Origin of the sequence: Caballeronia sp. LZ016, from assembly GCF_031450805.1 — a bacterium.
Classification (GTDB): domain Bacteria; phylum Pseudomonadota; class Gammaproteobacteria; order Burkholderiales; family Burkholderiaceae; genus Caballeronia.
Genome location: NZ_JARTVY010000005.1, coordinates 685,439 through 711,501, shown reverse-complemented (window position 1 = coordinate 711,501; position 26,063 = coordinate 685,439). Strand labels below are relative to the sequence as shown.

The window sequence follows — 26,063 nt, the reverse complement described above, 5'->3', positions numbered from 1 at the left end:
CGAACTGAAAATCGCGACTTCCATGATGCCCTCCCTGATATGTGGCCGCGGCCCCGCGCGTTAGCCGCTCGCGAGCGATATGGCGATCTGCACGAAAAGCACTTTGACGATGGTCATCGACGGGAAAATCATCGCGTACATGATGTCGGGCTGTTCCGTCGGCGCGATGCGATTGGCGAACGCGAGGATGGCCGGATTGCCCGTCGCGCCGCAGATGACGCCCACGGTCGTATCGAACGGCAGCCTGAAGATCCACAGGCAGCATGCGGCCGTGACGCCCACGAGCACCACCAGGGTGATCGCGCCGTAGAGCAGCAGCAGCGGGCCAGCGGTGCCGACCGTCGCGATGAATTTCGGCCCGCACGAGATGCCGACCTGCGCGAGGAAGATCGTGAGTCCGAGATTGCGCAGCACGAGATTCGCGGAGAGCGGCATGACCCAGACGAACGGGCCGTTGCGCCTGAGCTTGCCGAGGCACAGCGCGAGCAGCAGCAGCGCCGCGAGCCCGAGGCTGAACGCGCCGAGGCCCGGCACCGGCAGCGGCAGCGCGCCGATCAGCAAGCCCGCCGCCGCGCCGATGCCGAGACAGATGAAGCTGAGATCGGCCGTGCTCTTGATCGAATCGCCGAAGAATGCGCGGATGGTCGCCTGATGCGCGCGATTGACGAGCAGGCCGACGCGATCGCCTGCTTCGATCACGAGATCGGGCGTCGACAGGAGATCGGCGTCGCCGCGTCGCACGTGAGCTACCGCGCACTTCACGCCATCGGGAAAGCGGAGATTGCCGAGCGTCATGCCGACGACCGCCGGATTCGATGCGAACACGCGCATATAGTCGAGGTCCTCGCGACGGCTCGTGAGCCGCCCCGTCTGCAACTCGCCGCATAGCGCGGTGGCCTGTTCGAGCAGACGGCGATCGGTGCCGGTGGCGAGCAGCACATCGTCGGAACGCAGGATGAAATCGTCAGCGGGCAACTGGTTGTGATGCTCGCGCCGCACCGCTGCGATCGTCACGCCGGCCGGCAGACGCGCGGTGAGTTGGGCGAGCGTGAGACCGAAGAAGCTCTCGTTTCTCAACGCAATCTCCGCGGTTTCCAGCAGTTTTGCCGGCGGCTTCTCTATCTTCACCTTCAGCAGGACGTTCAGCGCATACAGCAACAGAATGGGGCCGGCCACGCCGAACGGATAGGCGACGCTATACGCAACCGCAGCGTCGTTGCTTTTCATCGATGCAATCGCGACTTGCAGGCTCGCCGTGCTGGTGCCGCTGCCGGCGAACATCCCGAGCGCATCGGCGAGCCTGATGCCGAGCGGAATGAACGCGCACGACACGAGGCCCGCGACGATCACGCCGACGCACGCGGCCGCGTTCGCTTTCGCGCCCTCCCGGCTCGTGAGGCCCTTGAAGAATTGCGCGCCGTATTGAATGCCGATGCAATACAGGAACAACAGCAGCCCGAGGGTGCCGAGCAGCGCGGGCGGCGCGGACTTCGGCGCGAACGCGCCCACGGCGAGCCCGACGAACAGCACCGCACCGGAGCCGAGCGCCACGCCCTTGATGTTGATTTCGCCGATCAGATAGCCGAGCGCGATGGTCAGAAACAGCGCGAACAGCGACTGATTCTCGAGGAAGGTTCTGACTGCGTCCATGCGGCCTCCTGTCGATGCGCAGCGTCCTAGTTATTAAAGACGTTCGATACGGCACAGTCCAGCGCAATGCGTCAGTCGAATCGATGCGATTCGAGCACGACCACGCTGCGCGCTTCCACACGAATCGAATCGCGTATATCGTCCAATGTTTCGTTTTGCGAAACGATATCGTGTGGCGGCTCGGCAGCCGTATTGACGATGCGGCGCCAGCTTAGGCCATCTATATCAGGAAGTGCGGCCGTGCGCGCATCGTCGTTCATATTGAGCGCGATATGCAGCATCGCTTCGTCCGCCACCGTCCCTGCCAGCGTGAACGCGACGAAGCGCGCGTGGGGATCGTGCCAGGCGGGTTCGCCGAGCCGCTCGCCATGCCATGCGACATCGGCATGATGCTGTCCGGGCGCGGGACGTCCCGTGAGAAACGTGCGGCGCCGCAAGCTCGGATGACGCTTGCGCAGCGCGATGAGTTCGCGCACGAAACGCAGCATCGCAAGGCCGTCGTCCGTGAAGTTCCAGTCCAGCCACGAGAGCGCGTTGTCCTGGCAGAACGCGTTGTTGTTGCCGCGCTGGCTGCGCAGGACTTCATCGCCGGCGAGGATCATCGGCACGCCCTGGCTCAGCAGCAGAATCGCCATGAGGTTGCGCGCCTGCCGATGACGCATGCGCGTGATCGCCGCATCGCTCGTATCGCCCTCGATGCCGCAGTTCCACGAGAGGTTGTCGTTCGTGCCATCGCGATTGCCTTCACCATTGGCCTCGTTGTGCTTCGACTCGTAGGTCACGAGATCGCGCAGCGTGAAGCCGTCGTGACTCGTCACGAAGTTGATGCTGCTCGCGGGCAGGCGCCCATCGTGCTGATAGAGATCGGCGCTTCCCGCCATGCACGTACATACTTGACCGATCAGGCCCGGATCGCCGCGCACGAAGCGGCGGATCGCATCGCGATAGCGCCCGTTCCATTCCGCCCACGCCATGCCGGGGAACGCGCCCACGTGATACAGCCCCGCCGCATCCCATGCCTCGGCGATCAACGGCACGCGCGCGAGCACCGGCGACGCCTCCATCGCCCACGGCAACGGCGGCGTGCCGAGCAGCTCGCCGCGTTCGCCGCGCGTGAAGATGCTCGCGAGGTCGAAGCGAAAGCCATCGACGCCGAGTTCGCGCACCCAGTATTCGAGGCTTCGAAGAATGAACGCCGACACCAGCGGATGATTGCAGTTGACCGTGTTGCCGCAGCCGGTGAAGTCGCGGTAATGGCGCGGATCGTCGCGGTCGGTCATATAGAAGATGTCGTTCGCCAGCGCCTTGAAGTTGATCACCGGCCCTGTGACGCCCGCTTCGGACGTGTGATTGAACACCACGTCCAGCAGCACGCGAATGCCCGCCGCATGGAGCGCATCGACGAGCGCGCGAAACTCCTGCGGCGCGCGGTGCGGGTCCACGCAATAACGCGGATGCGGGCTATGAAAGCTATGCGTGCTGTAGCCCCAGAAGTTGCGCAGCCCGCTTTGCGCGGCGGGCGCGGGAACATCCTGCTCGTCGAAGGCCATGACCGGCAGCAGTTCGACGTGCGTGACGCCGAGCGCCTGCAAATAAGGGATTTTTTCGATGAGCGCCGCAAATGTCCCCGGATGCCCGACGCCGCTCGATGCGTGCCGCGTGAAACCGCCGACATGCAGCTCATAGATGATGGCGTCGTCGAGCGTGCGCGCTTCGGTGCTTGCAGGCGCATTCAACGGCTCGGTGACGATGGCCCGCATCGACGCGCGCTCGTCGCCCGCCGCATCGGCGGCCTGCCGGCGATCATGGAAGCGGTCGCTGACGGCACGCGCGTTCGGATCGAGCAGCTGCTTGCGGCTCGCGGCTTCGTCGTCCATTTGGGGCAAGCCGTGTGCGCCATGCGCGCGCCATGTATAGCAGCAATGAACCGGCAGCGCTTCGATGAAAACGTGCCAGTAATAGAACGTGCGGTTTTCTTCGGGCATGAGCGTGACCACCTGAAATGGCTCGATGCTTTCTACCGAAGCGAACAGCAGCAAGTCCATGTGCGACGCGTACCGGCAGAACACGCAGAAGTTGACGCCGCCCGGCATCGCCGTCGCGCCCGGAGGAAATCGCGAGCCACGCTGTGTGCGATACACCCGGCCCGCGTGTGCGTCACGCATGAGCAAGGTCGATCCTCACCGCGCGCGCTTCCCAGATGCGCTCGCAATATTCCATGATCGCGCGATCCGACGAGAACTTGCCCGAACGCGCGGTGTTGATGATCGACATGCGCGTCCACTGCCGCACGTCGCGCCATGCTTCGCTCACGCGCTCCTGGCAGGCGGCGTAATCCGCGAAATCGGCGAGCACGAGGAACGGATCGTGATGCAGCAGGTTGTCGAGCAGCGGGCGGAACATGTTCGTATCGCCGCGCGAGAAGCGTCCCTGCGCGATCTGTTCGAGCGCGTCGCGCAATTCGTCGTTGGATTCGACGTACTGCTGCGGGCGATAACCCTCGCGCTTCTTGTCCTCGACCTGTTGCGCGGTCAGCCCGAAGAGGAAGAAGTTTTCCGCGCCGGCTTCCTCGCGAATCTCGACGTTCGCTCCATCCAGTGTGCCGATGGTCAGCGCGCCGTTCATCATGAACTTCATGTTCCCCGTACCGGATGCTTCCTTGCCCGCCGTCGAAATCTGCTCCGACAAGTCGGCGGCCGGGTAGATCCAGTGGCCGTGCTTCACGTTGAAGTCCGGATAGAACACGACCTTGATGCGGCCGCGAATCGCCGGATCATGGTTGACGACTTCCGCCACGCCCGTAATCAGACGGATGATGAGCTTCGCCATCGCATAGCCCGGCGCGGCCTTTCCTCCGAAGATGAAGCAGCGCGGCGCGGTCGGGAGATCGGGATCGCGGCACAGCCGCCTGTAGAGCGCGATGATGTAAAGCGCGTTCAGATGCTGCCGCTTGTACTCATGGATGCGCTTCACCTGAACGTCGAAGAGCATCTCCGGATCGGCATCGATGCCGGCCGTCTTCTGGATGCGCAATGCAAGCGCCGCCTTGTTGTCGCGCCGGATCGCGCGCCATGCGTCGTGGAACGCGGGGTCGTCGGCATGGGCGGCGAGCGCGCCGAGACGCGCGAGGTCGTTCTTCCACTCGTCACCGATCGTCTTGTCCAGCAGCCGCACGAGGCCCGGATTACTCAGCATCAGGAAACGGCGCGGCGTGACGCCGTTGGTCACGTTAAGGAAGCGCTCCGGGAACATGTCCGCGAAGTCGCGCATCACCGTCTGCTTCAATAACTCCGAGTGCAATTCGGCGACACCGTTCACCGCATGACTGCCGACCGTCGCGAGATGCGCCATGCGAACTTTCTTGTCGCCCGCCTCGTCGATCAGCGACATGCGGGCGACGCGCGCTTCATCGCCGGGAAACGCGCGGCGCACGTCATCGAGAAAGCGGCGATTGATCTCATAGATGATTTCGAGCAGCCGCGGCGACTGGCTCTGAAACAGCGGAAGACCCCATGTTTCCAGCGCTTCGGGCAGAAGCGTGTGATTCGTATAAGCAAAGGTGCGCTGCGTGATCGACCATGCCGCGTCCCATGAAAGCTCGCGCACGTCGACGAGAAGGCGCATGAGTTCGGCCACGGCGATCGAAGGGTGCGTATCGTTGAGCTGCACCGCGAAGTGGTCCGCGAAATCTTCGATCGGCGTCCTGGTAATGTCCATCACACGCAGCATGTCCTGCAGCGAGCACGACACGAAGAAGTACTGTTGCGCAAGACGCAGGCGCTTGCCGATGGCCGGTTCGTCATTCGGGTAAAGCACCTTCGAAAGCGTCTCGGAGTGGACCTTTTCCTGCACGGCGTCGTAGTATTCGCCTGCGTTGAAGTCCTCGAAGTCGAAGGACTCGACCGCCTCGCTTTTCCACAGGCGCAGAAGATTGCAGGTATCGACGCGAAAGCCCTGCATCGGCATGTCGCATGCAACGCCCTTCACCTGCCGCGCGGGCATCCACCGCACGCGCAGACGACCGTTCGCATCGGTCTCATGCCGGGTCTGCCCGCCGAAGCCGACGTAATAGCTCACTTCGGGGCGAATGATCTCCCACGCGTTGCCTTTCTCGAGCCACTTGTCGGTGCGCTCGGCTTGCCAGCCGTCGCGGATTTCCTGATCGAAGATGCCGAACTCGTAGCGAATGCCATAGCCGACGGCTGGAATCTCCAGCGAGGCCAGCGAATCCAGATAACACGCGGCGAGCCGTCCCAGGCCGCCGTTGCCGAGCCCCGGCTCTTCCTCGATTGCCAGGAGTTCGTCGAGATCGAGCCCGAGCGCGGACATCGCCTTGCGGGCGTCGTCTTCGAGTCCGAGATTGAGCAGGTTATTGCCGAGCTGCGGCCGATCAGGAATTCGGCCGATAGATAGCACGCGACCTTGACGCCCTGCGTCGAGTACGTTTTCGCCGACGCGACCCAGCGCGCGAGCATGCGATCGCGAACGGTGTAGGCGAGTGCGAGATACCAGTCGTGCGCGGTGGCGATATCCGGATAGCGCCCCTGCCGCGAGATGAGATTGCGGATCACGTCGTCCTGCAACGCGGAGCCTTTCGTGACGGCGTCCGCGGTGGTCTTCGCATCGGCGCGCACGTGTGTTGCAAGATCATCGTTCATGATCGGGTTCCTCGCGGTCGGCTTTTCACTCAAAAAGAATATGCCAACCTCTTGGGATTACCAATCGATGCGCGACTCTACGCGGCAGGCGCGTTGTTGACGTGAGCGAAACAGCGGCGGCTTGACCGCCGCGTCCCGAAACAAACCGGATCAGCCCGCGAAGCGCGGCTCCGGCAAGCCTTTCACGCCGAGTCCCGTTACCGCGAACAAGCCGCCCTTGTCGCGTTCTTTCTGCGGAATGCCCCACATCGGCCGGCCCATCGTCGTGACGTAGAGCGTGTCGAGATTCGGCCCGCCGAACATCACGCTCGTGAGATTGCGCACCGGAAACGGCACCACGCGATCGAGCGTGCCATCGGGCGCGAAGCGCACGATGCGCCCGCCGAACACGAGCGCCGACCAGACGAAGCCTTCCTCATCGACGGTCGCGCCGTCGAACGTGCCCGCCATGTTTTGCGCCGATACGAAGAGACGCCGGTTCGTCGCCGCGCCCGTTTCGATGTCGTAGTCGTAGGCGTACATCTCCTTGCTATATGTATCGGTGAAATAGAGCGTGCGGTTGTCGGGGCTCCAGCACGGCCCGTTGGAACAGCTGATGCCGCTGTCGAGCCGCGCGAGCTTGCCGTTCGTATCGAGCCGGTACAGGCCGCCGCTGCGCGTCGAACGCTGGCCGCGGTCCGCATAGTAGCGGTCGAAGTCGTAAGACATGGTGCCCGCGATGAAGCGGCCCCGGCGATCCACCTTGCCGTCGTTGAAACGCGTTTCGGGATCGTCGGCTTCCGGGTCGGCGATGAACTCGACCGTCTGCGATTCGAAGTCGTAAAAATGCAGGCCGTTCGCGAGCGCGACGACCGCGCCGCCGTTCTCGCGCAACGCCATCGAACCGATGTGGCGCGGCACGAAGAATCGTTCGACGTCGCTGCCGTCCGCGCGGCATCGATAGATTTCGGCGGCCGTGCTGTCGATCCAGTAAAGCCGTTCCTCCCGCACGTCCCACAGCGGGCCTTCGCCCAGATGATTGTTCGCGTCCACGAGCAAGCGTACTTCGGCCATCTCCGTCTCCTTGGTTTTTGTGGATCAACCCTCGTCTTTCAGCGACCGCCGATGCGCGAGCAGCGCCATCAGCCGACGGTCCCGCCAGCGGCTGCGTTCTTCGATACGGTCCGCATCGAGCACTGCGCGGCGTTCGGCAGCCAGCCGCGCGAGCGTTTCATCGGACCAGGCGAAGGGCTTGCGCGTCTCGGCGATGCTGCGATACGTGCCGCCATAACGCGACGCGTAATCCGCGACGCCGCCGGGCGCGTTGAGGTCGATGGTCTCGAACGGGCCCATGAAGGACCAGCGCATCGCGAGGCCGTCGCGCATGACGGTGTCGAGATCGGCCGCGCTCGCATAGCCCTGCTCGTAGAGGCTCAATGCTTCGTCGAGGACCGCGCCTTGCAGCCGGTTCAGCAGGAAGCCCGAGATTTCGCGGTTGACGAAAACGGGCTTCTGCCCTGCCTGCTCGTACAGCGCACGCGCGCGCTCGAGCGTCTGCGCATCGGTCCACGGCGCACCGCACAATTCCACGAGCGGCACGAGCGACGGCGGGTTCACCGGATGCGCGACGAGGCAACGCGAACGTCCTTCCAGGCCTTCCGTGAACGTCGACGCCGGCAGGCCGGAAGTCGAACTCGCGAGCAGTGCACCGGGCTTCGTCAGGCGATCCAGCTCGGCGAACAGCGCGCGCTTCGCTTCCACCACTTCCGCGATGTTCTCCTGCACGAGATCGGCGTCCGCGACCGTTTCGGCCAGCGTGTCGCATGTCGTGATGCGCGCGACGATCGTATCGACGGATTCGTCGACGAGACCGAACGACGCGAGGTCTTCCACGCTTTCGCGGATCGATGGGATCGCGCCCGCCAGCATGTCGCTGGAAGCGTCGTGGATCCTGACCGCGAAGCCGTTGCGCGCGAACACGATGGCCCACGCACGTCCGATGCGCCCCGACCCGATGACCGCGATGTGTCTTCCTTGCATTCGATGCTTCCTCGATAGTTTCAGGCCCGCTTGTCGCGCAGTGTGATGACGGCGGCCAGCACGACGAGCCCGTTGATGATGTCCCTGACCGCCGGAGGCACGGTCGTGCCCGCGAGCAGGGTGCCGAGCGCGGTCAGCAAGAGCGCGCCTCCGAATACGCCGAGATAATGTCCCCTTCCCCCGGTGATGAGCGCGCCGCCCACGACGACGACCGCAATCGACGGCAGCAGGTACGGATCGCCCATGCCGAGGAACGCCTGCGAACTGAAGCCCGCAAGCAGCAGCCCGACGACGGCGGAACACAGACCCGAGAGGCAGTAGACGGCAATCAGCGTCGAACCGACGCGCACGCCCGATAACCGCGCGGCGACTTGCGAATTGCCGACCGCATACACGCGCCGGCCGAACGGCGTGCGATGCAGCAGCAGCAACGCGACGACGAGAAAGAGCGGCACGCTCCACGCCGCGAGCGACAGCGGTCCGAGCCGTCCGTTGGTGAACTCGCTGATCGCGGACGGCGACCATCCTTGCGGCGAGCCGTTGCAATAGATGAGCGTGAGTCCTTGCAGAAGGCCGTTCGCCGCGAGCGTCACGACGATGGGCGGCAGGCCGAGCATCACGACGCCCACGCCGTTGAACACGCCGACCAGCAGGCCGACGCCGAGCACGACCGGCACCGCCCACGCTGCGGCATCGTTGACGCCGTGCGTGAGACCCGTCAGCAAGACGCCGGACAGCGTGATGAGCCACGGCATCGAAAGATCGAGACCGCCCGTCAGAATGACCGCGCCCTGGCCGAGACCGAGAATCGCGAGGAACAACGTGAGCGTCAGCAAGCTGCTGTAGAAGCCGGCGCTCGCGAGCACGCCCGGCCCGTAGACCACGCCCGTCACCGCCACGACCGCAATGAACAGCAGATACGCGGGCATCACATACTTGACCCATTCGCGATTGCGCTCGATCCAGTCCGACAGCGCGCGGCCCTTCAACTCCGTGTTCTTGATCGGCTGATAGTCGTTCACTTCGAACGATACGCGGCGCGCCTGCCGGTCGTCTTTCGCACGCGTGCCCGTTCGCACCGCCTTGAGCCATTGCGCCGAGTGGCGCGCGCATTCGTGCGCTGCCGATTGCTTGCCGATCGACGAACCGAGCACCGCGAGAATGAGGATGACCGCTTCGGCGATCGTCGTGAAAAACGCCGACACGTTCAGCACGAGCAGGATGTTCACGGTAATCATCAGCGTCATTGCCGCGAACACGGTGCCCGTGCAGCCGCCGCGCCCGCCGCCGAGCAACGTGCCGCCGAGCACGACGGCGGTGAACATCGACAGCAGCAACGGCCTGCCGACGAGCGGATCGGCCGAGCCCGTTTGCGCCGACACATACAGGCCCGCCGCTGCGTAGAAGACGCCGGCGAGCGCATACGTTGCGATGCGATAGCGCGTGACCGGCACGCCGTTGGCGAACGCGCCGTCGGGGTCGCTGCCGAGCGCATACAGCCCGACGCCGAAGCGCGTGCGCCGGATGAACGCCCACACCAGCAACGCGACGATCAGCACGCCTGCCGACATCGGCAGCTTCTCGGGGATCAGGTCCGACGTGATGAATGCGCCGAACTGCTCGCCTACCGCGCCGCCCGGCTTGTTTTGGATCAGCAGCGTGAGGCCTTGCACCATGAACATGGTCGCGAGCGTGACGACGATGGACTGCAGCCGGAACCATGCGATCAGCGCACCGTTCACGAGCCCGATGCCGCCGCCGATCGCAAGAATGAGCGCCGCGCCCGCCCATTGCTCCATCGGCGAGCCGGCGACGAAGCGCACCGCGAGCACGTTGGCGAGCGACACCACCGCCGACGCCGACAAATCGAAGCCGCCCGACAGCACGACGATGGTCTGCCCGATGGCCGCGAGCGCCAGCGTCGTCGCACTGGAAATGACCGAGCCGATGTCGTACATGCCCACGGGCGTCGCGGACAGCGATACCCACGCGGCCAGCATCGCGACGAGCGCGCTCACCGCGATAATGAGCCCGCGATGATGATCGATGCGCGCGCCCCATCCCACGCGCGCGCCCGGCCGCACGATCTCGCTTTCGGGCGACGCAATCGCAATCTTCATGTTCCGTTCTCCGTAGCGTTGACCGCTTTAACTCGACAGCATCCTGCGCATGACGTTCTCTTCGGTGAGCGCGTCGCCTTCCAGCTCGCCGACATTGCGCCCGCGATACATCACCGACACGCGATCGCACACGTTCACCAGCTCGGGCACGTCGGTCGAATAAAACAGCACCGCGCCGCCCGCCGCCGCGAAGGCGCGCATCAGCACGAAAATCTGGTGCTTCGTGCCGACATCGATACCGCGCGTCGGATCGAACATCAGCCACACGCGGCTTTGCGTGAGCAGCCACTTGGCCATCGCGATCTTCTGCTGATTGCCGCCCGAGAACGAGAGACACGGCTTGTAGAGCGCACGCGGGTTCACTTCCATCTGCGCAAGCGATCTGGCGATGGCGGCGCGCTCGCGCCTGCGATCGATGAGGCCGAAACGCGCATAGCGTCCGATCACCGGCAGCGAGACGTTTTCGCCGCCGGGCAGCCGCAGGAACAGCCCTTCCGTCTTGCGGTCCTCGGGCAAGAAGCTCGTCGCCACGCCGGCCTTCAGCGAATCGGCGGTGCAGGTCAGCGTGACCGGCCGGCCGTCGATGCGAATCTCCCCTTCGTCGATATACTCCGCGCCGAACAGCGCTTCGAAGAGCTCGCGCTGTCCCATGCCCTGAAGCGCCGCGATGCCGTGCACCTCGCCTGCCTTCAGTGTGAGATTGAAATCGCTCACGACGCCATCGACACGAATGCCGCGCGCTTCGATCGCGGGCGGCTGCGCCGAGGCTTGCGTGCGCACCGGCGGCGTCACCTTCGGCGGATACTTCGCCTCCATCGAGCGTCCGATGACGAGGCGAATCACTTCCTCGTCCGAGATGTCCGAGGCATCGAACGCGCCGACATCTTTCCCGTTTCGATACACGGTGAGGCTGTCGCAGAACTCGCGCACTTCCTGCATGCGATGCGAGATGAACACGAACGTGACGCCGCTTGCCTTCAGTTCATCGATGCGGCGCGCGAGCCACGCGACATCCGCACCGGAAAGCGCGGACGTCGGCTCGTCGAGCAGCAGCACTTTCGGACCCCGAACGATCGCCTTCGCAATCTCGATCTTCTGGCGCACCGGCAGCGCGAGATCGCGAATATATGCGCCGGGGCGGATGTCGGACAGCTCGAGCCGTTCGAGCCATTCGGATGCCTGCCGCTGCGCCTCGCGCTTCTTGATGCGCCCGAAGAGGCCCGTCGGTTCATATGACATCAACAGGTTCTGCTCGACCGTCAGATCGCGCACCAGGGTCATCTCCTGGAACGCAGTCTGCACGCCCGCGCGATGCGCGTCCTTCGGGCCGCGCATCGTCACTTCGCTGCCCATCACGTGGATGCTGCCGCTGTCCGGCTGCATCAGCCCGGACAGCAGCTTCACGGTAGTGGACTTGCCCGCGCCGTTTTCGCCGAGCAGTGCGTGCACCGTCCCGCGCCTGACCTTGAACGACGCGCCGTCGAGCGCGACCGTCGCGCCAAAGCGCTTGGTCACGTTCGCGACGTCGATAGCCAGCGCGCCGCTGTCAGTCATGGATGCGCTCGTCATTGCTCGTCTCCTTCGGTGCGCCGCTTCAGTCCTGGTTGCCGGTGAGCGCCGCGTTGAACCCGACTTCGCGCGTGTCTTCCGAATAGATGTCGGCGAACCAGCCCGGCGGCACCTTGTCCGGCGGGAACGCGGTGCAGCCCGCCTTCAGTTCGTCGATACTGCCGCTCTTGCAGAGCTTCGATTCGTTCGTCAGCACGAGCGGCAGCTTGAGCGTCACGCGCTGCGGAAACTCCTTGCCTTCGAGCTTCTGCACGGCCATCTTGAGCGCCATCGCACCCGAGTACGGCGGCGCGCCATACGAGATCGAGCGATAGCCGATCGAGCGATAGCTTCCCTCGCCCTTCACCGTGCCCGGCGGCAGCATCTGCACGCGATGCCCGTTCGACGATTCGCCCGCGCACGGCTTGACCTTGTCATCGGGGACGCCCGCTTCCAGTTGCATCGACGCCGCCGTGAAGCAGCCGACCTGCATCCACAGGCCGTCGATCTTGTCCCAGCTGTTCGTGGCGAGAATCTTGGACAGTTCGGTCTTGGCCGTCGCCTGGCTCCACATGCCGGTGCCTTCCGCGACGATCTTGATGTCGGGGTGCTTCGCGAACACCGCCTTCGCGGCCTCCGTGCGTGCACGGTCCACCGACGTTCCCGGCACACCGTTGATCATCACGATGTTGCCCTTGCCGTTGATCGTCTTGGCGAGCCATTCGGCGGTCACGGTGCCCGCCTGATGCTGGTCGATGGTCACGTTATGCGCGCACGGCTCGGTCACTTCGGCGTCGTATGCGGCCACGACCACGCCTTTCGAGCAGGCGTTCTTGATCGCGCGATTGAGCGCCGTCGGCGATATCGGATAGATGATGATCGCCTTCGCGCCCGCCTGCACCATCGAGTTGATCTGCTGAATCTGCTTCTGCGCGTCGGTGCCCGCGACCTGCACTTCGAGATCGACCTTGTCCTTCAGCGCAGGCGTGTTCGCCATCGCCTTCACCATGTTCGCGGCTTCTGTCTGCCAGTCGTTGCCGACGTAGCTCATCGACAAGAAGACCTTGTACTTGCCCGCCGCCTCGGCGTGCGCCGACACCCCGAGCGCCGTCGCGAACGCGATGCCGAGCGCCGCCCGGCTCGCAAGACGAATCGAATGCGTCCATGCTTTCATGTCTTCCTCCGGTCCTTCGTTATTGGTATCCCGACTTGCTGCTCGTGCCTTTCGGCTTACTTCGATACATGCGGCAGACGCGCGCTCGCAGGCAGTGCGATGCCCGCGCTTCCCGGCGCCACGTTCGGATCGTGTCCGGGAATCACGAAGTCCGCGATCTGCCGGATGCGCGTGAGCGAACTCATTTCCGCCAGCGTTTCATGCACGATGCCAACCGGCACGAGATCGACGATGTTCTCCATGCAGTTCGCGCAGTCGCCGGCGATCAGCACGACGCCTTCTTCCGTATCCACCGCCACCGACTGATGGCCGGGCGTATGCCCCGGCGTCGGCACCACGCGCACGCCGGGAACGATATCCGTCACCCCGTGCGCGAATTGCCAGCGGAAGTAGGCGAGCGGTTCGCGTCCGATCAGAAACTCCTGGTAATACGTGGCCTGCGTCGGCAACGGACGCCCCGCGTATTCCCACTCGGCCGCCTGCACGATGAAGCGCGCATTGCGAAAGAGCGTGTTGCCGCCCGAATGGTCGTAATGCAGATGCGTGTTGATGACGATATCAACGTCGTCCGCGCTCCATCCCACGTACTCTTTCAGCGCGCGTTCGAGCCGCTCTTCCGGCGCCTGATCGCACGGACAGACGAAGTTCGATACCCAGCCCGGATCGTGGATGCCCGTATCCACGACGATCTTCATCGAAGCCCCGACGATCGCCGTGGACCACACCGGCACTTTGATCTGCTGTCCGAAATACCGGCCGTAGACCTGCGACGAGCGATCGACGGTGAGCCAGCCCGTCGGCATGGCGACTACCTTGAGCTTGCGCCTTGCACTGTCGTTCACGATGCCCTCCGCATCAGAAGTTGGTGTCGCTCCCGCCCTTCAGTTGCAGCATCTCGCGCGCTTCGTCGGGTGTCGCGATGTCGAGCGACAGCCCTTCGATCACCTGCCTGATCTTGCGCACTTGCGCGGCGCTGGATTCGGCGAGCTTGCCCGGCTCGATCCACAGCGAATCTTCGAGACCCACGCGCACGTTCGATCCCTGCGCGACGCCCATCGAGCCGAGCGTGATCTGATTGCGGCCCGCGCCGAGGATCGACCAGACATAGTCCTTGCCGAAGAGGCGGTCCGCCGTGCGGCGCATATGCGCGAGGTCTTCCGGGTGCGGCCCGATGCCGCCCAGGAGGCCGAACACGCTCTGCACGAAGAACGGCGGCTTCGCGAGTCCGCGATCGACGAAATGCGCGAGGTTATACAGATGCGAGATGTCGTAGCACTCGTACTCGAAGCGCGTGCCGTTCGCGCTGCACGAAGTGAGGATGTATTCGATATCCGCGAACGTGTTCTTGAAGACGAGATCGCGGCTGTTTTCCAGATGCTTGCGTTCCCAGTCGTGCTTCAGTTCCCTGAAGCGCTCGAGCATCGGATAGAGGCCGAAGTTCATCGACCCCATGTTGAGCGAGGCGACTTCCGGCTTGAAGTGATGCGCGGGCTTCAGGCGCTCCGCAACGGTCATATGCGGACTGCCGCCCGTGGTGATGTTGATGACCGCATCCGTCTCCGCCTTGATGCGCGGCAGGAACTCCTGAAACACGGCGGGATCTTGCGTCGGACGACCGTCGTTCGGATCGCGCGCGTGCAGGTGAAGGATCGCCGCGCCTTCCCTGGCGGCAGCGAGCGCCGCATCGCCGATCTCCTGCGGCGTCACCGGAAGATACGGCGACATGGACGGCGTGTGGATCGCACCGGTCGGCGCGCATGTGATGATGACCTTGCGTTTGGTTGCCATGTGATCCTCTGGTTCCTTGTATCAAAGCACTTCGACGTTGCCGCACACGGAGATGGCCTGTCCCGAGATGCCGCTGCCGGCCGGCGAGCACAGGAAGAGCGTGGTGGCCGCGACTTCTTCGGGCGTCGTCATGCGGCGCAGCGAAATCTTGGCGAGATACTGCTTCTCCATGTCTTCGTACGAGAGATTCATCTGCTTCGCACGCGCGGCGATCACGCGCTCGATGCGCGGACCTTTCACGATGCCCGGCTGAATCGCGTTGACGCGGATGTTCGTCGGTCCAAGCTCGATGGCGAGACTCTTCACCATGCCGACCACGGCCCATTTCGTCGCGGCATACGGCGTCCTGAATGCATAGCCGAGCCTGCCCGCCACCGACGACAACGCGATGATCGCCCCGCCATTCGGCGCCTCGCGCAAGAGCGGCACCGCGCGCCGCGCGAAGTAGAACTGCGCGTTGAGATTGACGTCGACGGTGTCTTCCCACTCCTTCACGTCGATTTCCTCGATACCGCCCGTCGGTCCCGCAATGCCGGCGTTATTCACGAGCACGTCGAGGCCGCCTAGCTGGCTTTGCACGTCGGCGAAGACCCGCTCCACTGCTTCGCGATCCGAAACATCGGCGTGGGTGGCGGTGATCGCGTTCGACTCTGCGCCCGCTTCGGCTTTGGCAAGCGCATCGATTGCGTCCGGGCTCGCATCGCAGACATGCACGCGCGCGCCGGCATCCGTGAAAGCCCGTGCGATCACGAGCCCGATGCCCGATGCGCCGCCTGTGATGAGCACGCGCAAGCCCGCCTGCGGTTTCAACATTTGAAGAACCGTCATTCGTCGTCTCCGATTGTTTTAGTCGTTGTCTGCTAGGCGCTCGCCTGTGCGCCGCCTTTCGTGCTGCTTTCCTCGTTGCCTTGTTCCACGCCCTGCAGACGCTCAGCCAGGTCCGCCGCCGCATCGCCGATATCCTCTTCGATGCCCGCGCGCGCGCCTTCGCCATCGCCGCGCCACAGCGCTTCGACGATATGGCGATGCGCCGTCATCGAACGCCGCATGTGCGGAATGTCGGGTGCGACGAGATTCAGGAACGGACCGATGCGCATCCACAGGTTCTGGATCGTCGCAAGCGTGATGTCGCTCGCGCCGTGCGTGTAGATGGCGATATGAAATTCGAAATTGCTGCGCAGATAAGCGGGGACGTCGCCCGCTTCGACATGCGCGTCCATCACGTCGTAGACGGCTTGCAGCGCGGTGAGATGCGCGCGCGTCATGCGTGATGCGGCACGCTTCGCGACTGCGCCTTCGAGTGCCACGCGCACGTCGCGCAGTTCGCCGAGCAGTTCCAGCGTCATGGGAGGGACCATCAGCGCGCGGCCCGGTCCGTCGATCAATGCGCCTTCCGCTTGCAGCCGCGTGAGCGCGGCGCGCACCGGCATCGTCGATGAACCGACCGCTTCCGCCACGCTGCGCAGGCTCAATAACTGGCCCGGCGCGAAGCGTCCGGTCATGATCGCCTCGCGCAGTTGCGCATAGACGCGACCGGCCATCGTTTCCCTTGCCACGAGTTCCAACGCGGGAAGATCCGTTGCGGAGCGTGTCGGCGACATGCGTTTCCGGTCCTCTGCTTGACAGTGCGCTGCGGAATCTGTGACCTGTGATCACAGTGCGATGACTGAATTCTGGGCCGGGATCGGTCGAGCGTCAACGAAGTTTCGCTAGGGGAAAACGCGCACTGCGCAGATGCGGTGTGCCTAACGCGGACGCAAACGCTCGTACGCTATCAGCGCGAGATAGACGACGCCCGCGCCCAGACTCGTGTCTCCGCTATAGCGAACGAGTCCCGTTGCCCATCCCTCATGCGCGACGATGATGACGAGCGCAAGCGCGAGACCGCACCATCCCGCAATGCGGACGCTGAGCGCATGAGCGCGCGTGAGCGGCGTCTGGTGGCGCTCCATCGCGAGGGCGAGGCACGCGAACGAAGCGACGCAGCAGAGAAACGCGACAACGTGCATCACGCGCTCTCCTTCTCGCGTTCACGATCCATGACGACGGTTCGATCGCGCGTGGAAGCTCCGGCGCGAGGACGATCACGCGCAACGCGCCACGCGAGTAGCCCATGCAGCGCGGCAAACACCCAAAGCATCAGTTCGAAGCCGGCGAACACCCAGTCGCCTTCCGCGATGCTGCGCCACAGCGGCCGTTGTGTCGTGACCGCATTGAGCAGGGGCAGCAGCGCAAGCAACGCAGCCGCGAGCCCAAGCAATTCGATCCATGCCCGTCTCGCCGGTCGCGTCATCGCATGGAGCAGCGCCGCGCTCCACACCGCGAAGAACACGTTCACTTCCGCATTCGCGCGATCCCCCATCGCAACGGGCAGCAGCCGATTCGCCCATAAGTACGCCGTCATCGCAACGGAAAGTCCCGCGATGCTCGCGATGTTCAATCGCTCGACGAGCCAGAACCCGAAATGTGGCCGCGCGGGATCGCGCAGCTTCTGACGGCGCTTGACGGTCCACATGACGAGCCCGGTGCCGACCATTGCGGCGCCGCCCAGGCTCACGAGGAAATAGAGCCAGCGCAAGTGCAGATCGCTGAAGCGTCCGAGATGCAGCGCATACAGCACGCCACGCGTTTGCGCGGCGCCGCCGACGTGTTCCTTCACGTCGATCAGCTTGCCGCTGACGCCATCGAACAGCATGTATTGCGGACTCATCGACACGCGCGCCGCTTCTCCACGCGATACGGCGACGCGTGCGTCCGCATCGCCGGGAAGCGTGACCGTCACGCGCCCCACGTTGTCCTGACCCCAGCGCGCCTGCGCCTGGCGGACCATCGCATCGACGGGTGCAAGCGGCGCCGGCTTGCCACTCGGCTTGCCCGGCTGAATGAATGCGCTCCTCTGTGCGGTCATCGCCTGGCGTTGCGCGGGCGTCCTGAAGGCGGTCTGCGCGCCCCACGGCATGTACAGCGTCATCAGGGTGACGAGGCCGGTGTACGTGATCATCGCGTGAAATGGCAGGCCGAACACCGAGAGCGCGTTGTGCGCATCGAGCCATGAACGCTGGCCCTTGCCCCCGCGAAACGTGAAGAAGTCGACGAAAATCTTCTTGTGCGTGATGACGCCGCTCACGATGGCCACGAGCATGAACATCGCGCAGAAGCCCGCGATCCAGCGGCCCCACAGCGGCGGCATGTAATAGAACTGAAAGTGGAAGCGATAGAAGAACTCGCCGCCGAGCGTGTCGCGCGATTTAGTTCGGAGTCCAGTCGATGCGTCGAAGGTGCCTTCCTGGAACGCGCGCTTGCCCGGCGTCGCATGCGGTACACGCCAGAAGGCGCTCATCACGTTCGAGCGATCGGAAGGCAGATCGAAGCTCCATTGCGTGCTTCCCGCTGCCAGGGCGCCGAGCGTGGCGGCCACGCGCTGCGCCGCTTGTGCCGCATCCACCGTCGCGCGTTGCGGCGGCGCTTCAGGGCGCATCCACTGCGAAGTCTCGTCCTTGAAGTAGCTGACCGTGCCGGTCAGAAACATCGCGTAGAGAATCCAGCCGACGAGCAGGCCCGCCCACGTATGCAGGTCGGACATCGTCTGACGGATGCCGCGCGGCTTGATATCGGCGGCTCGTCTCACGATGCGCTTCCCGCTAGCCACACGCTCGCCGCCGCGATCAATAGCGGCGCTGCGCCGACGAGAAGGCCGCACCACGCGCGCATCGCGCTTCGCACGGCGAACACCCAGATCACCGCGCAGGCATAGACGATGAAACTCAGCAGCATGCCGGTGAGCACGGCTTGCGTCTTGTCGATCGGCAAGGCGAGCGCGGCCACGCTGGTGAGCGCGGCCAGCGCATAGCCGCCGAACATCGCAGCGACGATACGCGAGATCAGGGGTGCGGCTTTCATCGGCCAGTCTCTTGCGCTTTCAGCCTCAGAAGTTGAATTCAGCCGAGAGCAACAGCGTGCGCGGCGCGGCGTTCGTCACGTACGTGCCTTGCTGAATCCAGTAGCGGCTGCCGAACAGGTTCTCGACGTTCGCGCGCAGGATCACGTCCTTGCCGATGACCCGCATGCCATAGCGCACGCCGAGGTCGTAACGCGTCCATGAAGGCAGCCGCAGCGTGTTGCTGGCGTTGTAGTACTGCGCGCCCGTGTGGATGATGCGGCCGTTGACGCTCAGTCCCGGAACCCACGGCAAGTCGTAATCCGCGCCGAGATTGAACGCGAATTTGGGCACGCCGACAGGATCGTTGCCGTCGTTCGCGCCGCCTTCGGTGCCTTCGAGCTTCGGATCGTAGAACGTCGCGCTCGCCATCAGGCGCAGGTGGCGGAACACTTCGCCATACGCGGCGAGTTCGAGGCCGCGTATGCGCGTCTTGCCGTCGTAGCCGTAGATGTTGGTCGTCGGATTCGTGACGCCGTTCGGCCGGCTGATCTGGAACACCGAGATCGATGTCAGCACGCGGCCCCAGTCCGCCTTCACGCCCGCTTCGTATTGATTCGACTTGTACGGCGCGAACGCCTGCCCCGCGTTGGCCGTGCCGGCCGGCGCGGTGTCGCCGTTCGTGAGGCCGGATGTGAAGTTGCCGTACACCGAGATGTTCGACACCGGCTTGAACACGATGCCCGCGAGCGGCGTGATCGCTTGCTGGTCGATAGAACTCGTCTGCGCGCCGCTCGTCGGATCGTAGTTATCGAGACCGATGGTCTGTCGACGGAAGCCGCCCGTGAGCAGCAGGCGGTCGTCGAAGAACGACATGGTATCGATGATCTGCTGGCTGTTGAGTCGCAATTGGCTGCTGCGTTGCGCATCGCCGCGCGCGACGTCCATCGGCAGGAGCGGCGTGGGGTTATACAGGCTCGACGCCACGGATTGAGACCCGAGCGCGTAGAAATAGCCCTGTTCCTGATTCAGCGATGTCACGCCAGTGACAAGCGTGTGCTTCACGCCGAATGTATCGAAGTGAAAGCGCAGGCCGGCATCGACCGTTTTGGTGCGGTTATACGCGTCGTAATAGCCGTTGGTCACGTTGAACGCGCCTGCGGCCGTCATGCCGCTCGCGTACGGAAAGTTCTGCTCGGACGTGCCGTAGTGCTCGCCCGCTGCGCCATACACGGTGACGTAGCGATTGATGTCGTACTCGAGACGCGTCACCACCGCCGTATCACGCAGCTTCAGCTTCGAGCCGGGATACAGGTTCGCATAGCCCGACGGCGCGGCCGGTATTGCGGTTGCCGTGCCGAAGCCGATCTGCGAGCGGACTTCATCGGTGTTCTCGGAGACGTTGTAGGCGTCGAAAGACCAGCGCAGCTGCTTGCCGCGATAATCGAGGCCGATGGCGCCATCGCCCTGAAGCTGATTGCCGTGCGCGATGCCCGTCTGGCCGTCCTTGATCTGGCCGTTCACGCGGATGCCCCACTGCCCTTCATCGCCGAAGCGGCGGCCCACGTCGGCGGCCACGCCGAACTGTCCCTTCGACTGGTAGAGCGCGGTGAGACGCGTCAACGGTTCGTCGTCGGCGCGCTTCGTCACGATGTTGATCGCACCGCCGATGCTGCCCGACGGTCCCATGCCGTACATCAGCGAGCCGGGCCCTTGCAGCACCTCCACGCGCTCGGCGAGATTCACCGGCATCTTCGCGGCCGACACCATGCCGTAGAGACCGTTGAGCGCCACATCGGTTGCCTGTACGTCGAAGCCGCGAATCTCGAAGACATCGCCGAAACCGCCGCTGCTTTGCTGCGTACGCACCGACGCGTTGTTCACGACGATATCGCCGAGCGTGCGGGCCTGGATGTCCTGCATCGCCTGCTCGGTGTAGTTGGTCGTGTTGAACGGCTGATCCATCACGTTCGATGTCCCCAGCACGCCGATGCCGCCGCCCCGCGCGACCTGGCCGCCCGCGTACGGCGCGGGCAACTGGTCGGTTGTCGCCGTGCTTTTCACGACGACCGCCGGCAGAACCGTGGACGAACCCGCCGCGCCCGATTCCGGTGCCGCCGCTTCCTGCGCGATCGCCACGCCCGGCGCCGCGATCGTCGCCGCGACGCCCACCACACCGACGAAGAGGCTGCGCGCCGCCCGCGATACCCCCGTGCGCCGGCTGCGCGGCGCTTCGATTACCCGTTGAGACATTGTTCTTTGACTTGTGCTGAATGATAGGACGGCAGGTCGAACGTCGCCGCGAATTGAGAATCGTTCGCAATTGTAGGGCAAGCGAGCGATTTGCGGTAAAGAATTGTTGCGGCGACTTGACGAAGCGGGGCGTTTGTTGCTGGAAAGCGGCGGGGAGGCGATGCGGCCGGCCAGCGCCACGTTCTCACGTGGCGCGGCGGTGAGGGATGGGTTTATTCGGCGCGCGCCGTGCGGGCGTCGCGGAAACGGATCTTGTGCGGCATGGCCCACGCGATCAGCGCCGCGGTGAAGATGCAGACGACGGCGATCGCATACAGGCCCATCGACGCGCTGCCGAGCACGTCCTTGACCTTGCCGACCATGTACGGCGCGACGATGCCGCCGAACTGCCCGAGTGAGTTGATCAGCGCAAGCCCGGCCGCCGCCGCGGCGCCTGTGAGGATGCGCGCCGGGAACATCCAGAAGATGCCGAACGAAGCGATGACCCCCGTCGCCGAAATGCTGAGGCCGAGCACGAGCAGCACGGTGCTCGTCGGCCATGCGGCGCTGATCAGATAGCCGAACGCGGCAGCCAGCGCGCAGCCGGTCAGATGCCAGCGTCGCTCGCCGGTGCGGTCGGAGCTGCGGCTGATGACCACGGTGCCGACCATCGCGGCGAGATATGGAATCATCGTGATGAGACCGATGACGAGCGGATCGCTATTGCCCGCGCTTTTCACGAGCTGCGGCATCCAGAAGAGGAAGCCATAGATGCCCATGCACAGCCCGAAGTAGATCAGTGAGAACAGATAGATCACCGGCCGGCGCAACGCGACCATGAACGAATGCGTGCTGTCCACCTTGCGGTCACGCGCGATGATCGCGGAAAGCAGGCTCTTTTCGGCGGGCGTGAGCCACTTGGCATCCTCGACGCGGTCGTCGAGCACGAAGAGCACCATCAGGCCGAGCGCAATAGACGGCAATCCTTCGAGCAGGAACAGCCACTGCCATCCGGGCATGCCGTTGACGCCGTCGAAGAACTTGAGGATGCCGCCGGAGATGGGTCCGCCGATGATCCCGCACAGCGCGATGGCGCCGAAGAACAGCGAGTTCATGCGTCCGCGCCGCTCGGCCGGAAACCATTGCGTGTAGAAGTACAGCACGCCCGGCACGAAGCCGGCTTCGAGCGTGCCGAGCAGAAAGCGCAGAATGTAGAACCACGTCTCGTCGCGCACGAACATCATCGCGGCCGATGCCAGGCCCCACGAAATCATGATGCGCGCGATCCAGCGCCGCGCGCCGGTGCGCACCATGATCGCGTTGCTGGGAATCTCGAACAGCAGATAGCCGATGAAGAACACGCTCGCGCCGAGACCGTATGCCGCTTCGCTCAGGCCGAGTTGCGACTGCATCTGCAGCTTGGCGAAACTGATGTTGACGCGGTCCAGATAAGCCGCCACGAAGCACGCGAGAATGAGCGGGACGATGCGCCACGTCACCTTGTTGAAGATGCGCGCTTCATCGGGCGCGCTGGCTTTAGAGCCGACGTCCGCGAGGGTATCGAGCATGGTGTGTCTCCGTCGAATGATTGTTTTAGTCTGTGATGCCGGGTGCTTCAGCCGCGTCCGATGAACGGCATCTTCGTCGCCATGACGGTCATGAACTGAACGTTCGCTTCGAGCGGCAGGCTCGCCATATGGGCGACCGAGCGCGCCGCATGCGTCAGGTCCATTGTCGGTTCTGGCGCGCGTTCGCCGTTTGCCTGCAGCACGCCGCCCTGCATCTTCGCGGCCATTTCCGTCAGCACGTTGCCGAAATCGATCTGGCACACGGCGATGTCGTATTTGCGGCCATCGAGCGCGCATGCTTTCGTGAGGCCGCTCACCGCATGCTTGCTCGCGGTGTAATCGGCGGAATGAAGACGCGGCGTATGCGCCGACAGGGAGCCGTTATTGATGATCCGGCCGCCGCCCGGCTCTTGTGCTCGCATCTGACGAAACGCGGCCTGCGTGCACAGCAGTGTCCCGGTGACGTTGATATCGAGCATGTTTCTGAAGCGCTCGATCGACAGATCTTCTACCGATACGCCTTCCACGCCGATGCCTGCGTTGTTGAAGAGCAGATCGAGCCGGCCGAAGCGGCGCTGCACCGTTTCGAAGAGATGTTGCACCGATGCGGAATCGGCGACATCGGTGGCGATGGCGAGCAGGCGGTCGGCGGCTTGCGGGTGACGCTCCGCGTAGCTGCGGATGACGGCATCGAGCGCGTCCCGTCGACGGCCCGCGAGCGCGACATGCCAGCCATCGTCGGCGAGCGCGTGCACCGTCGCGCTGCCGATGCCGCTTCCCGCGCCCGTCACAATGGCGACCCGCATTGCCTGCGGGCGTGCTTCCTGATTCATCGATCTCGTCCCCTTGTATGTTTTCGTCCAGTGCGGCTTTCGTACTAACTAGCGAATCTAGCTAAAATACGGCCGCCCTAATATTGACGATTTGCGATAGGGGTATGAGAGACGGTTATACCTTCGCGGCGCAATGGCTCGCCAACCGGCAACATTCGCAGCCGTGGCGCGGCAACCTTCGCGCGTTGTTGCAGCACAGCATGCCGGTTGCCCGGCGATGACGGCGCATTCATATTATTCAGTCGAACTATCGACTGTCGAGAATTTGTACTAGACCTTTCAGGGCGAAAATTCTATAAAACGTGAGTGTGCCGTCTAGCGCAGGAAAGCCCTTTTATAACTACACACCGATTCAGATAGTTCGGTGCGCGAAGCATTCGCCATCGCCTCTGACCGCCCCTTCCGCTGCCGCACACCTGTTCGATTCACCCGCATATCGGAGATAAAAAGGTGGAGGTTGATCATGTGGAGCACCAGCCCTTCAGGCAGATTTCTGACTTTCAGCATGGCGGGCGTCGCCGCAGCAATGTGGACATCGCTCGCGTGGTGTCAGTCGGTTCCGAAGCAAGGCACGATCGAGGCGACTTACACCGCGTCCGGCGCGGATGTGCGCAACCTCACCGTCAGCGGCGATGACGCCGTCTTCCTCTTCGAATCCACGCTGCTGATGACGAACAACAACAAGTCCCCGCTGATGCAGAACGTCACCGCGCGTTGCGTCGAGGCGGGCTTTAGCGCCGGCTCGGCAACGGGATATTGTGTCTACTCGGACAAGGACGGCGACAAGTTCATCGAAACTTACACGTACCAGGGAGGCTCGCCGAAAGGAAAGGGAACGCTCAGCTCCGGCACCGGAAAATACAAGGGCATACAAGGGCAGTTCGACTGGGAGCAAGTAGTCGCCCTGCCCTCCGACAAGGGCACGTATAACTACATCGGCAAGAAGACGGGCAGCTATCGGATTCCGTGAAGCCTTTCGAATAGCGCGGCCTCAACTCCCCCGCTGCCGCGTCAGTCCGAACCAGCCGCTTTTCACCGGTTCCGCGCCCGCACGCGGCATCTGGCGGCATTCCACATGCATGCGCCGCGCGGGCGCATCGGCCATGAACTGCTCGATGATTTCGCGCACGTCGGGGTCGATGTAATCTGCGCGCGAGGCATCGAAGATGACGGTTGCCCCGTCGGGAATCGCGTGCAGATGCTGCCGGAGCGACACCTTGCCGAGGAACGAGACGTCCTTGCGGAAGGACAACAGGTAGTGGTCATCATGCTGCGCGACGGTGATCGGCCTTCTCAGATTCGCACGCACGGCAAGCGCGAGGCTGCACGCGATGCCCAGCAGAATGCCCATCAGCAGATCCGTCAGCAACACGCCCGCGATGGTCACGATGAACGGCGCGAAGCGCTCGATACCCTGCTTCGCGACCGCCGCGAACAGCGACGGCTTCGCGAGCTTGAGTCCCGTGAAGATCAGGATCGCAGCGAGACACGCGAGCGGGATCAGATTGATGATGCTCGTCAGCGCGAAAACACTCGCCAGCAGCAGCACGCCATGAATGAACGACGACCAGCGGCTTTGCGCGCCCGCATGAACGTTGGCCGAACTTCGCACGATCACCGACGTGATCGGCAGCGCGCCAATTGCGCCCGCCATCATGTTGCCGATGCCTTGCGCCTTCAGCTCGCGATCCGGCTGCGCCGCGCGCTTCTTCGGATCGATCTGCTCCACGGCTTCGAGGCACAACAACGTCTCTAGGCTGGCGACGATGGCAAGCGTCAATGCGAGCCGCCACACGTCGGGATTGACGAACTGAGAGAGATCGGGCAACGAGAGCGCATCGGTGAAAGAGGCAAACGTTTGCATCGAAGGCAATGCGACGCGATGCTGCGCGGGCGGCGCAAACCCCGGCGCAATGACGTCGAGCAGCAACGTCACGCCGATGCCGAACGCAACGACGGCAAGCGGAGCCGGCACCGCGCGCACGAGTGCGAAGCGGCGCAGCGCGCGCGTTTCCCACGCAGCGAGCATCGCGAGAGAGACGAGCGCGACGAAGCACGCGGCGATGGACATCGCGCCGAACGAGGTATCGATCATGCCCGCACCGCTCTCGCCTTGCGCGCCGACGTTCGCGAAGCCTGCGGCAAGCGGTATCTGTTTAATGACGAGCAAGAGGCCGATTGCGGCAAGCATTCCCTTGATGACCGAGGACGGCACGTAGGCCGCGAAGCGCCCTGCTTTGAGCATGCCGAAACCGAACTGAATCGCGCCCGACAATAGCACCGCGAGCAGGAACGAGGAGAAGCTGCCGAGCCCCGCGATGCCATCGACGACGATCACGATGAGCCCGGCCGCAGGGCCACTGACGCTCAGGTGCGAACCGCTCAGCAACGCGACGACGAGACCGCCGATGATGCCGGACAAGAGGCCCGCGAAGGCATCGACGCCGGATGCATTGGCGATGCCGAGACACAGTGGCATGGCGACGAGAAAGACGACCGTGCCCGCGAAAATATCGCGCGGAAAATGAGTCAGGCGTTTTATTGAGTTCATGGTTTCTTGAGGCGAGGTGATGCCTGCAACATGATCCGAACCACG

Annotated in this window: 19 protein-coding genes and 1 pseudogene; 1 reads left to right on the top strand and 19 read right to left on the bottom strand. The window is 64.0% G+C overall.

Annotated features, from left to right (window positions below; genetic code table 11):
- Window positions 1-60: 60 nt before the first annotated feature.
- From P9220_RS27020 to P9220_RS26935, 18 genes and pseudogenes are all read right to left on the bottom strand, one after another.
- The gene (locus P9220_RS27020; protein WP_309768915.1) at window positions 61-1,650 is read right to left on the bottom strand and encodes a TrkA C-terminal domain-containing protein; all 1,590 of its coding nucleotides are present in this window, start codon (window positions 1,648-1,650) and stop codon (window positions 61-63) included.
- Between the two features lie 71 nt (window positions 1,651-1,721).
- On the bottom strand, window positions 1,722-3,815 hold the full coding sequence (locus tag P9220_RS27015; RefSeq protein WP_309768914.1) for an isoamylase: 2,094 nt from the start codon (window positions 3,813-3,815) through the stop codon (window positions 1,722-1,724).
- A pseudogene (locus tag P9220_RS27010) lies at window positions 3,808-6,308 on the bottom strand (glycogen/starch/alpha-glucan phosphorylase). Before P9220_RS27010 ends, P9220_RS27015 begins: the two are co-directional and overlap by 8 nt.
- 150 nt (window positions 6,309-6,458) lie before the next feature.
- A complete protein-coding gene (locus tag P9220_RS27005) occupies window positions 6,459-7,361 on the bottom strand; it encodes an SMP-30/gluconolactonase/LRE family protein (protein ID WP_309768913.1) in 903 nt (300 codons plus the stop codon).
- Window positions 7,362-7,385: 24 nt separating this feature from the next.
- On the bottom strand, window positions 7,386-8,327 hold the full coding sequence (locus tag P9220_RS27000; RefSeq protein WP_309768912.1) for a 3-hydroxyacyl-CoA dehydrogenase: 942 nt from the start codon (window positions 8,325-8,327) through the stop codon (window positions 7,386-7,388).
- 20 nt (window positions 8,328-8,347) lie between these two features.
- On the bottom strand, window positions 8,348-10,447 hold the full coding sequence (locus tag P9220_RS26995; RefSeq protein WP_309768911.1) for an ABC transporter permease: 2,100 nt from the start codon (window positions 10,445-10,447) through the stop codon (window positions 8,348-8,350).
- Between the two features lie 27 nt (window positions 10,448-10,474).
- On the bottom strand, window positions 10,475-12,016 hold the full coding sequence (locus P9220_RS26990; protein ID WP_309768910.1) for a sugar ABC transporter ATP-binding protein: 1,542 nt from the start codon (window positions 12,014-12,016) through the stop codon (window positions 10,475-10,477).
- A gap of 25 nt (window positions 12,017-12,041) precedes the next feature.
- Window positions 12,042-13,169, bottom strand: a complete 1,128-nt coding sequence (locus tag P9220_RS26985) for a sugar ABC transporter substrate-binding protein (protein ID WP_309768909.1) — start codon at window positions 13,167-13,169, stop codon at window positions 12,042-12,044.
- Window positions 13,170-13,225: 56 nt separating this feature from the next.
- Window positions 13,226-13,972, bottom strand: coding sequence for an N-acyl homoserine lactonase family protein (locus P9220_RS26980; protein ID WP_309768950.1), 747 nt, complete (start codon window positions 13,970-13,972; stop codon window positions 13,226-13,228).
- A gap of 52 nt (window positions 13,973-14,024) precedes the next feature.
- Window positions 14,025-14,957 carry a 3-keto-5-aminohexanoate cleavage protein gene (locus P9220_RS26975; protein WP_309768908.1) on the bottom strand — a complete coding sequence of 311 codons (933 nt, stop codon included), beginning with the start codon at window positions 14,955-14,957 and terminating at the stop codon, window positions 14,025-14,027.
- Window positions 14,958-14,978: 21 nt separating this feature from the next.
- On the bottom strand, window positions 14,979-15,785 hold the full coding sequence (locus P9220_RS26970; protein WP_309768907.1) for an SDR family oxidoreductase: 807 nt from the start codon (window positions 15,783-15,785) through the stop codon (window positions 14,979-14,981).
- Window positions 15,786-15,817: 32 nt separating this feature from the next.
- A complete protein-coding gene (locus P9220_RS26965; protein ID WP_309768906.1) occupies window positions 15,818-16,558 on the bottom strand; it encodes a GntR family transcriptional regulator in 741 nt (246 codons plus the stop codon).
- Window positions 16,559-16,702: 144 nt separating this feature from the next.
- Window positions 16,703-16,966 carry a DUF3325 domain-containing protein gene (locus P9220_RS26960; protein WP_309768949.1) on the bottom strand — a complete coding sequence of 88 codons (264 nt, stop codon included), beginning with the start codon at window positions 16,964-16,966 and terminating at the stop codon, window positions 16,703-16,705.
- Window positions 16,966-18,540 carry a PepSY-associated TM helix domain-containing protein gene (locus P9220_RS26955; RefSeq protein ID WP_309768948.1) on the bottom strand — a complete coding sequence of 525 codons (1,575 nt, stop codon included), beginning with the start codon at window positions 18,538-18,540 and terminating at the stop codon, window positions 16,966-16,968. Before P9220_RS26955 ends, P9220_RS26960 begins: the two co-directional genes overlap by 1 nt.
- Before the next feature lie 41 nt (window positions 18,541-18,581).
- A complete protein-coding gene (locus P9220_RS26950; protein ID WP_309768905.1) occupies window positions 18,582-18,857 on the bottom strand; it encodes a DUF3649 domain-containing protein in 276 nt (91 codons plus the stop codon).
- 25 nt (window positions 18,858-18,882) lie between these two features.
- Entirely contained in the window at window positions 18,883-21,087 is a 2,205-nt protein-coding gene (locus tag P9220_RS26945) for a TonB-dependent receptor (RefSeq protein ID WP_309768904.1), read from the bottom strand.
- A gap of 212 nt (window positions 21,088-21,299) precedes the next feature.
- A complete protein-coding gene (locus P9220_RS26940) occupies window positions 21,300-22,634 on the bottom strand; it encodes an MFS transporter (protein WP_309768903.1) in 1,335 nt (444 codons plus the stop codon).
- 47 nt (window positions 22,635-22,681) lie between these two features.
- Window positions 22,682-23,467 (bottom strand): SDR family oxidoreductase, encoded by a 786-nt coding sequence (locus tag P9220_RS26935; RefSeq protein WP_309768902.1) that lies wholly within the window; start codon window positions 23,465-23,467, stop codon window positions 22,682-22,684.
- Between the two features lie 463 nt (window positions 23,468-23,930).
- Between P9220_RS26935 and P9220_RS26930 the strand changes: the two genes are divergently transcribed.
- Window positions 23,931-24,437 (top strand): hypothetical protein, encoded by a 507-nt coding sequence (locus P9220_RS26930; RefSeq protein ID WP_309768901.1) that lies wholly within the window; start codon window positions 23,931-23,933, stop codon window positions 24,435-24,437.
- A gap of 21 nt (window positions 24,438-24,458) precedes the next feature.
- On the opposite strand, the gene P9220_RS26925 is transcribed toward P9220_RS26930, so the two are convergent.
- Window positions 24,459-26,018 (bottom strand): SulP family inorganic anion transporter, encoded by a 1,560-nt coding sequence (locus P9220_RS26925; RefSeq protein WP_309768900.1) that lies wholly within the window; start codon window positions 26,016-26,018, stop codon window positions 24,459-24,461.
- Window positions 26,019-26,063: the final 45 nt, after the last annotated feature.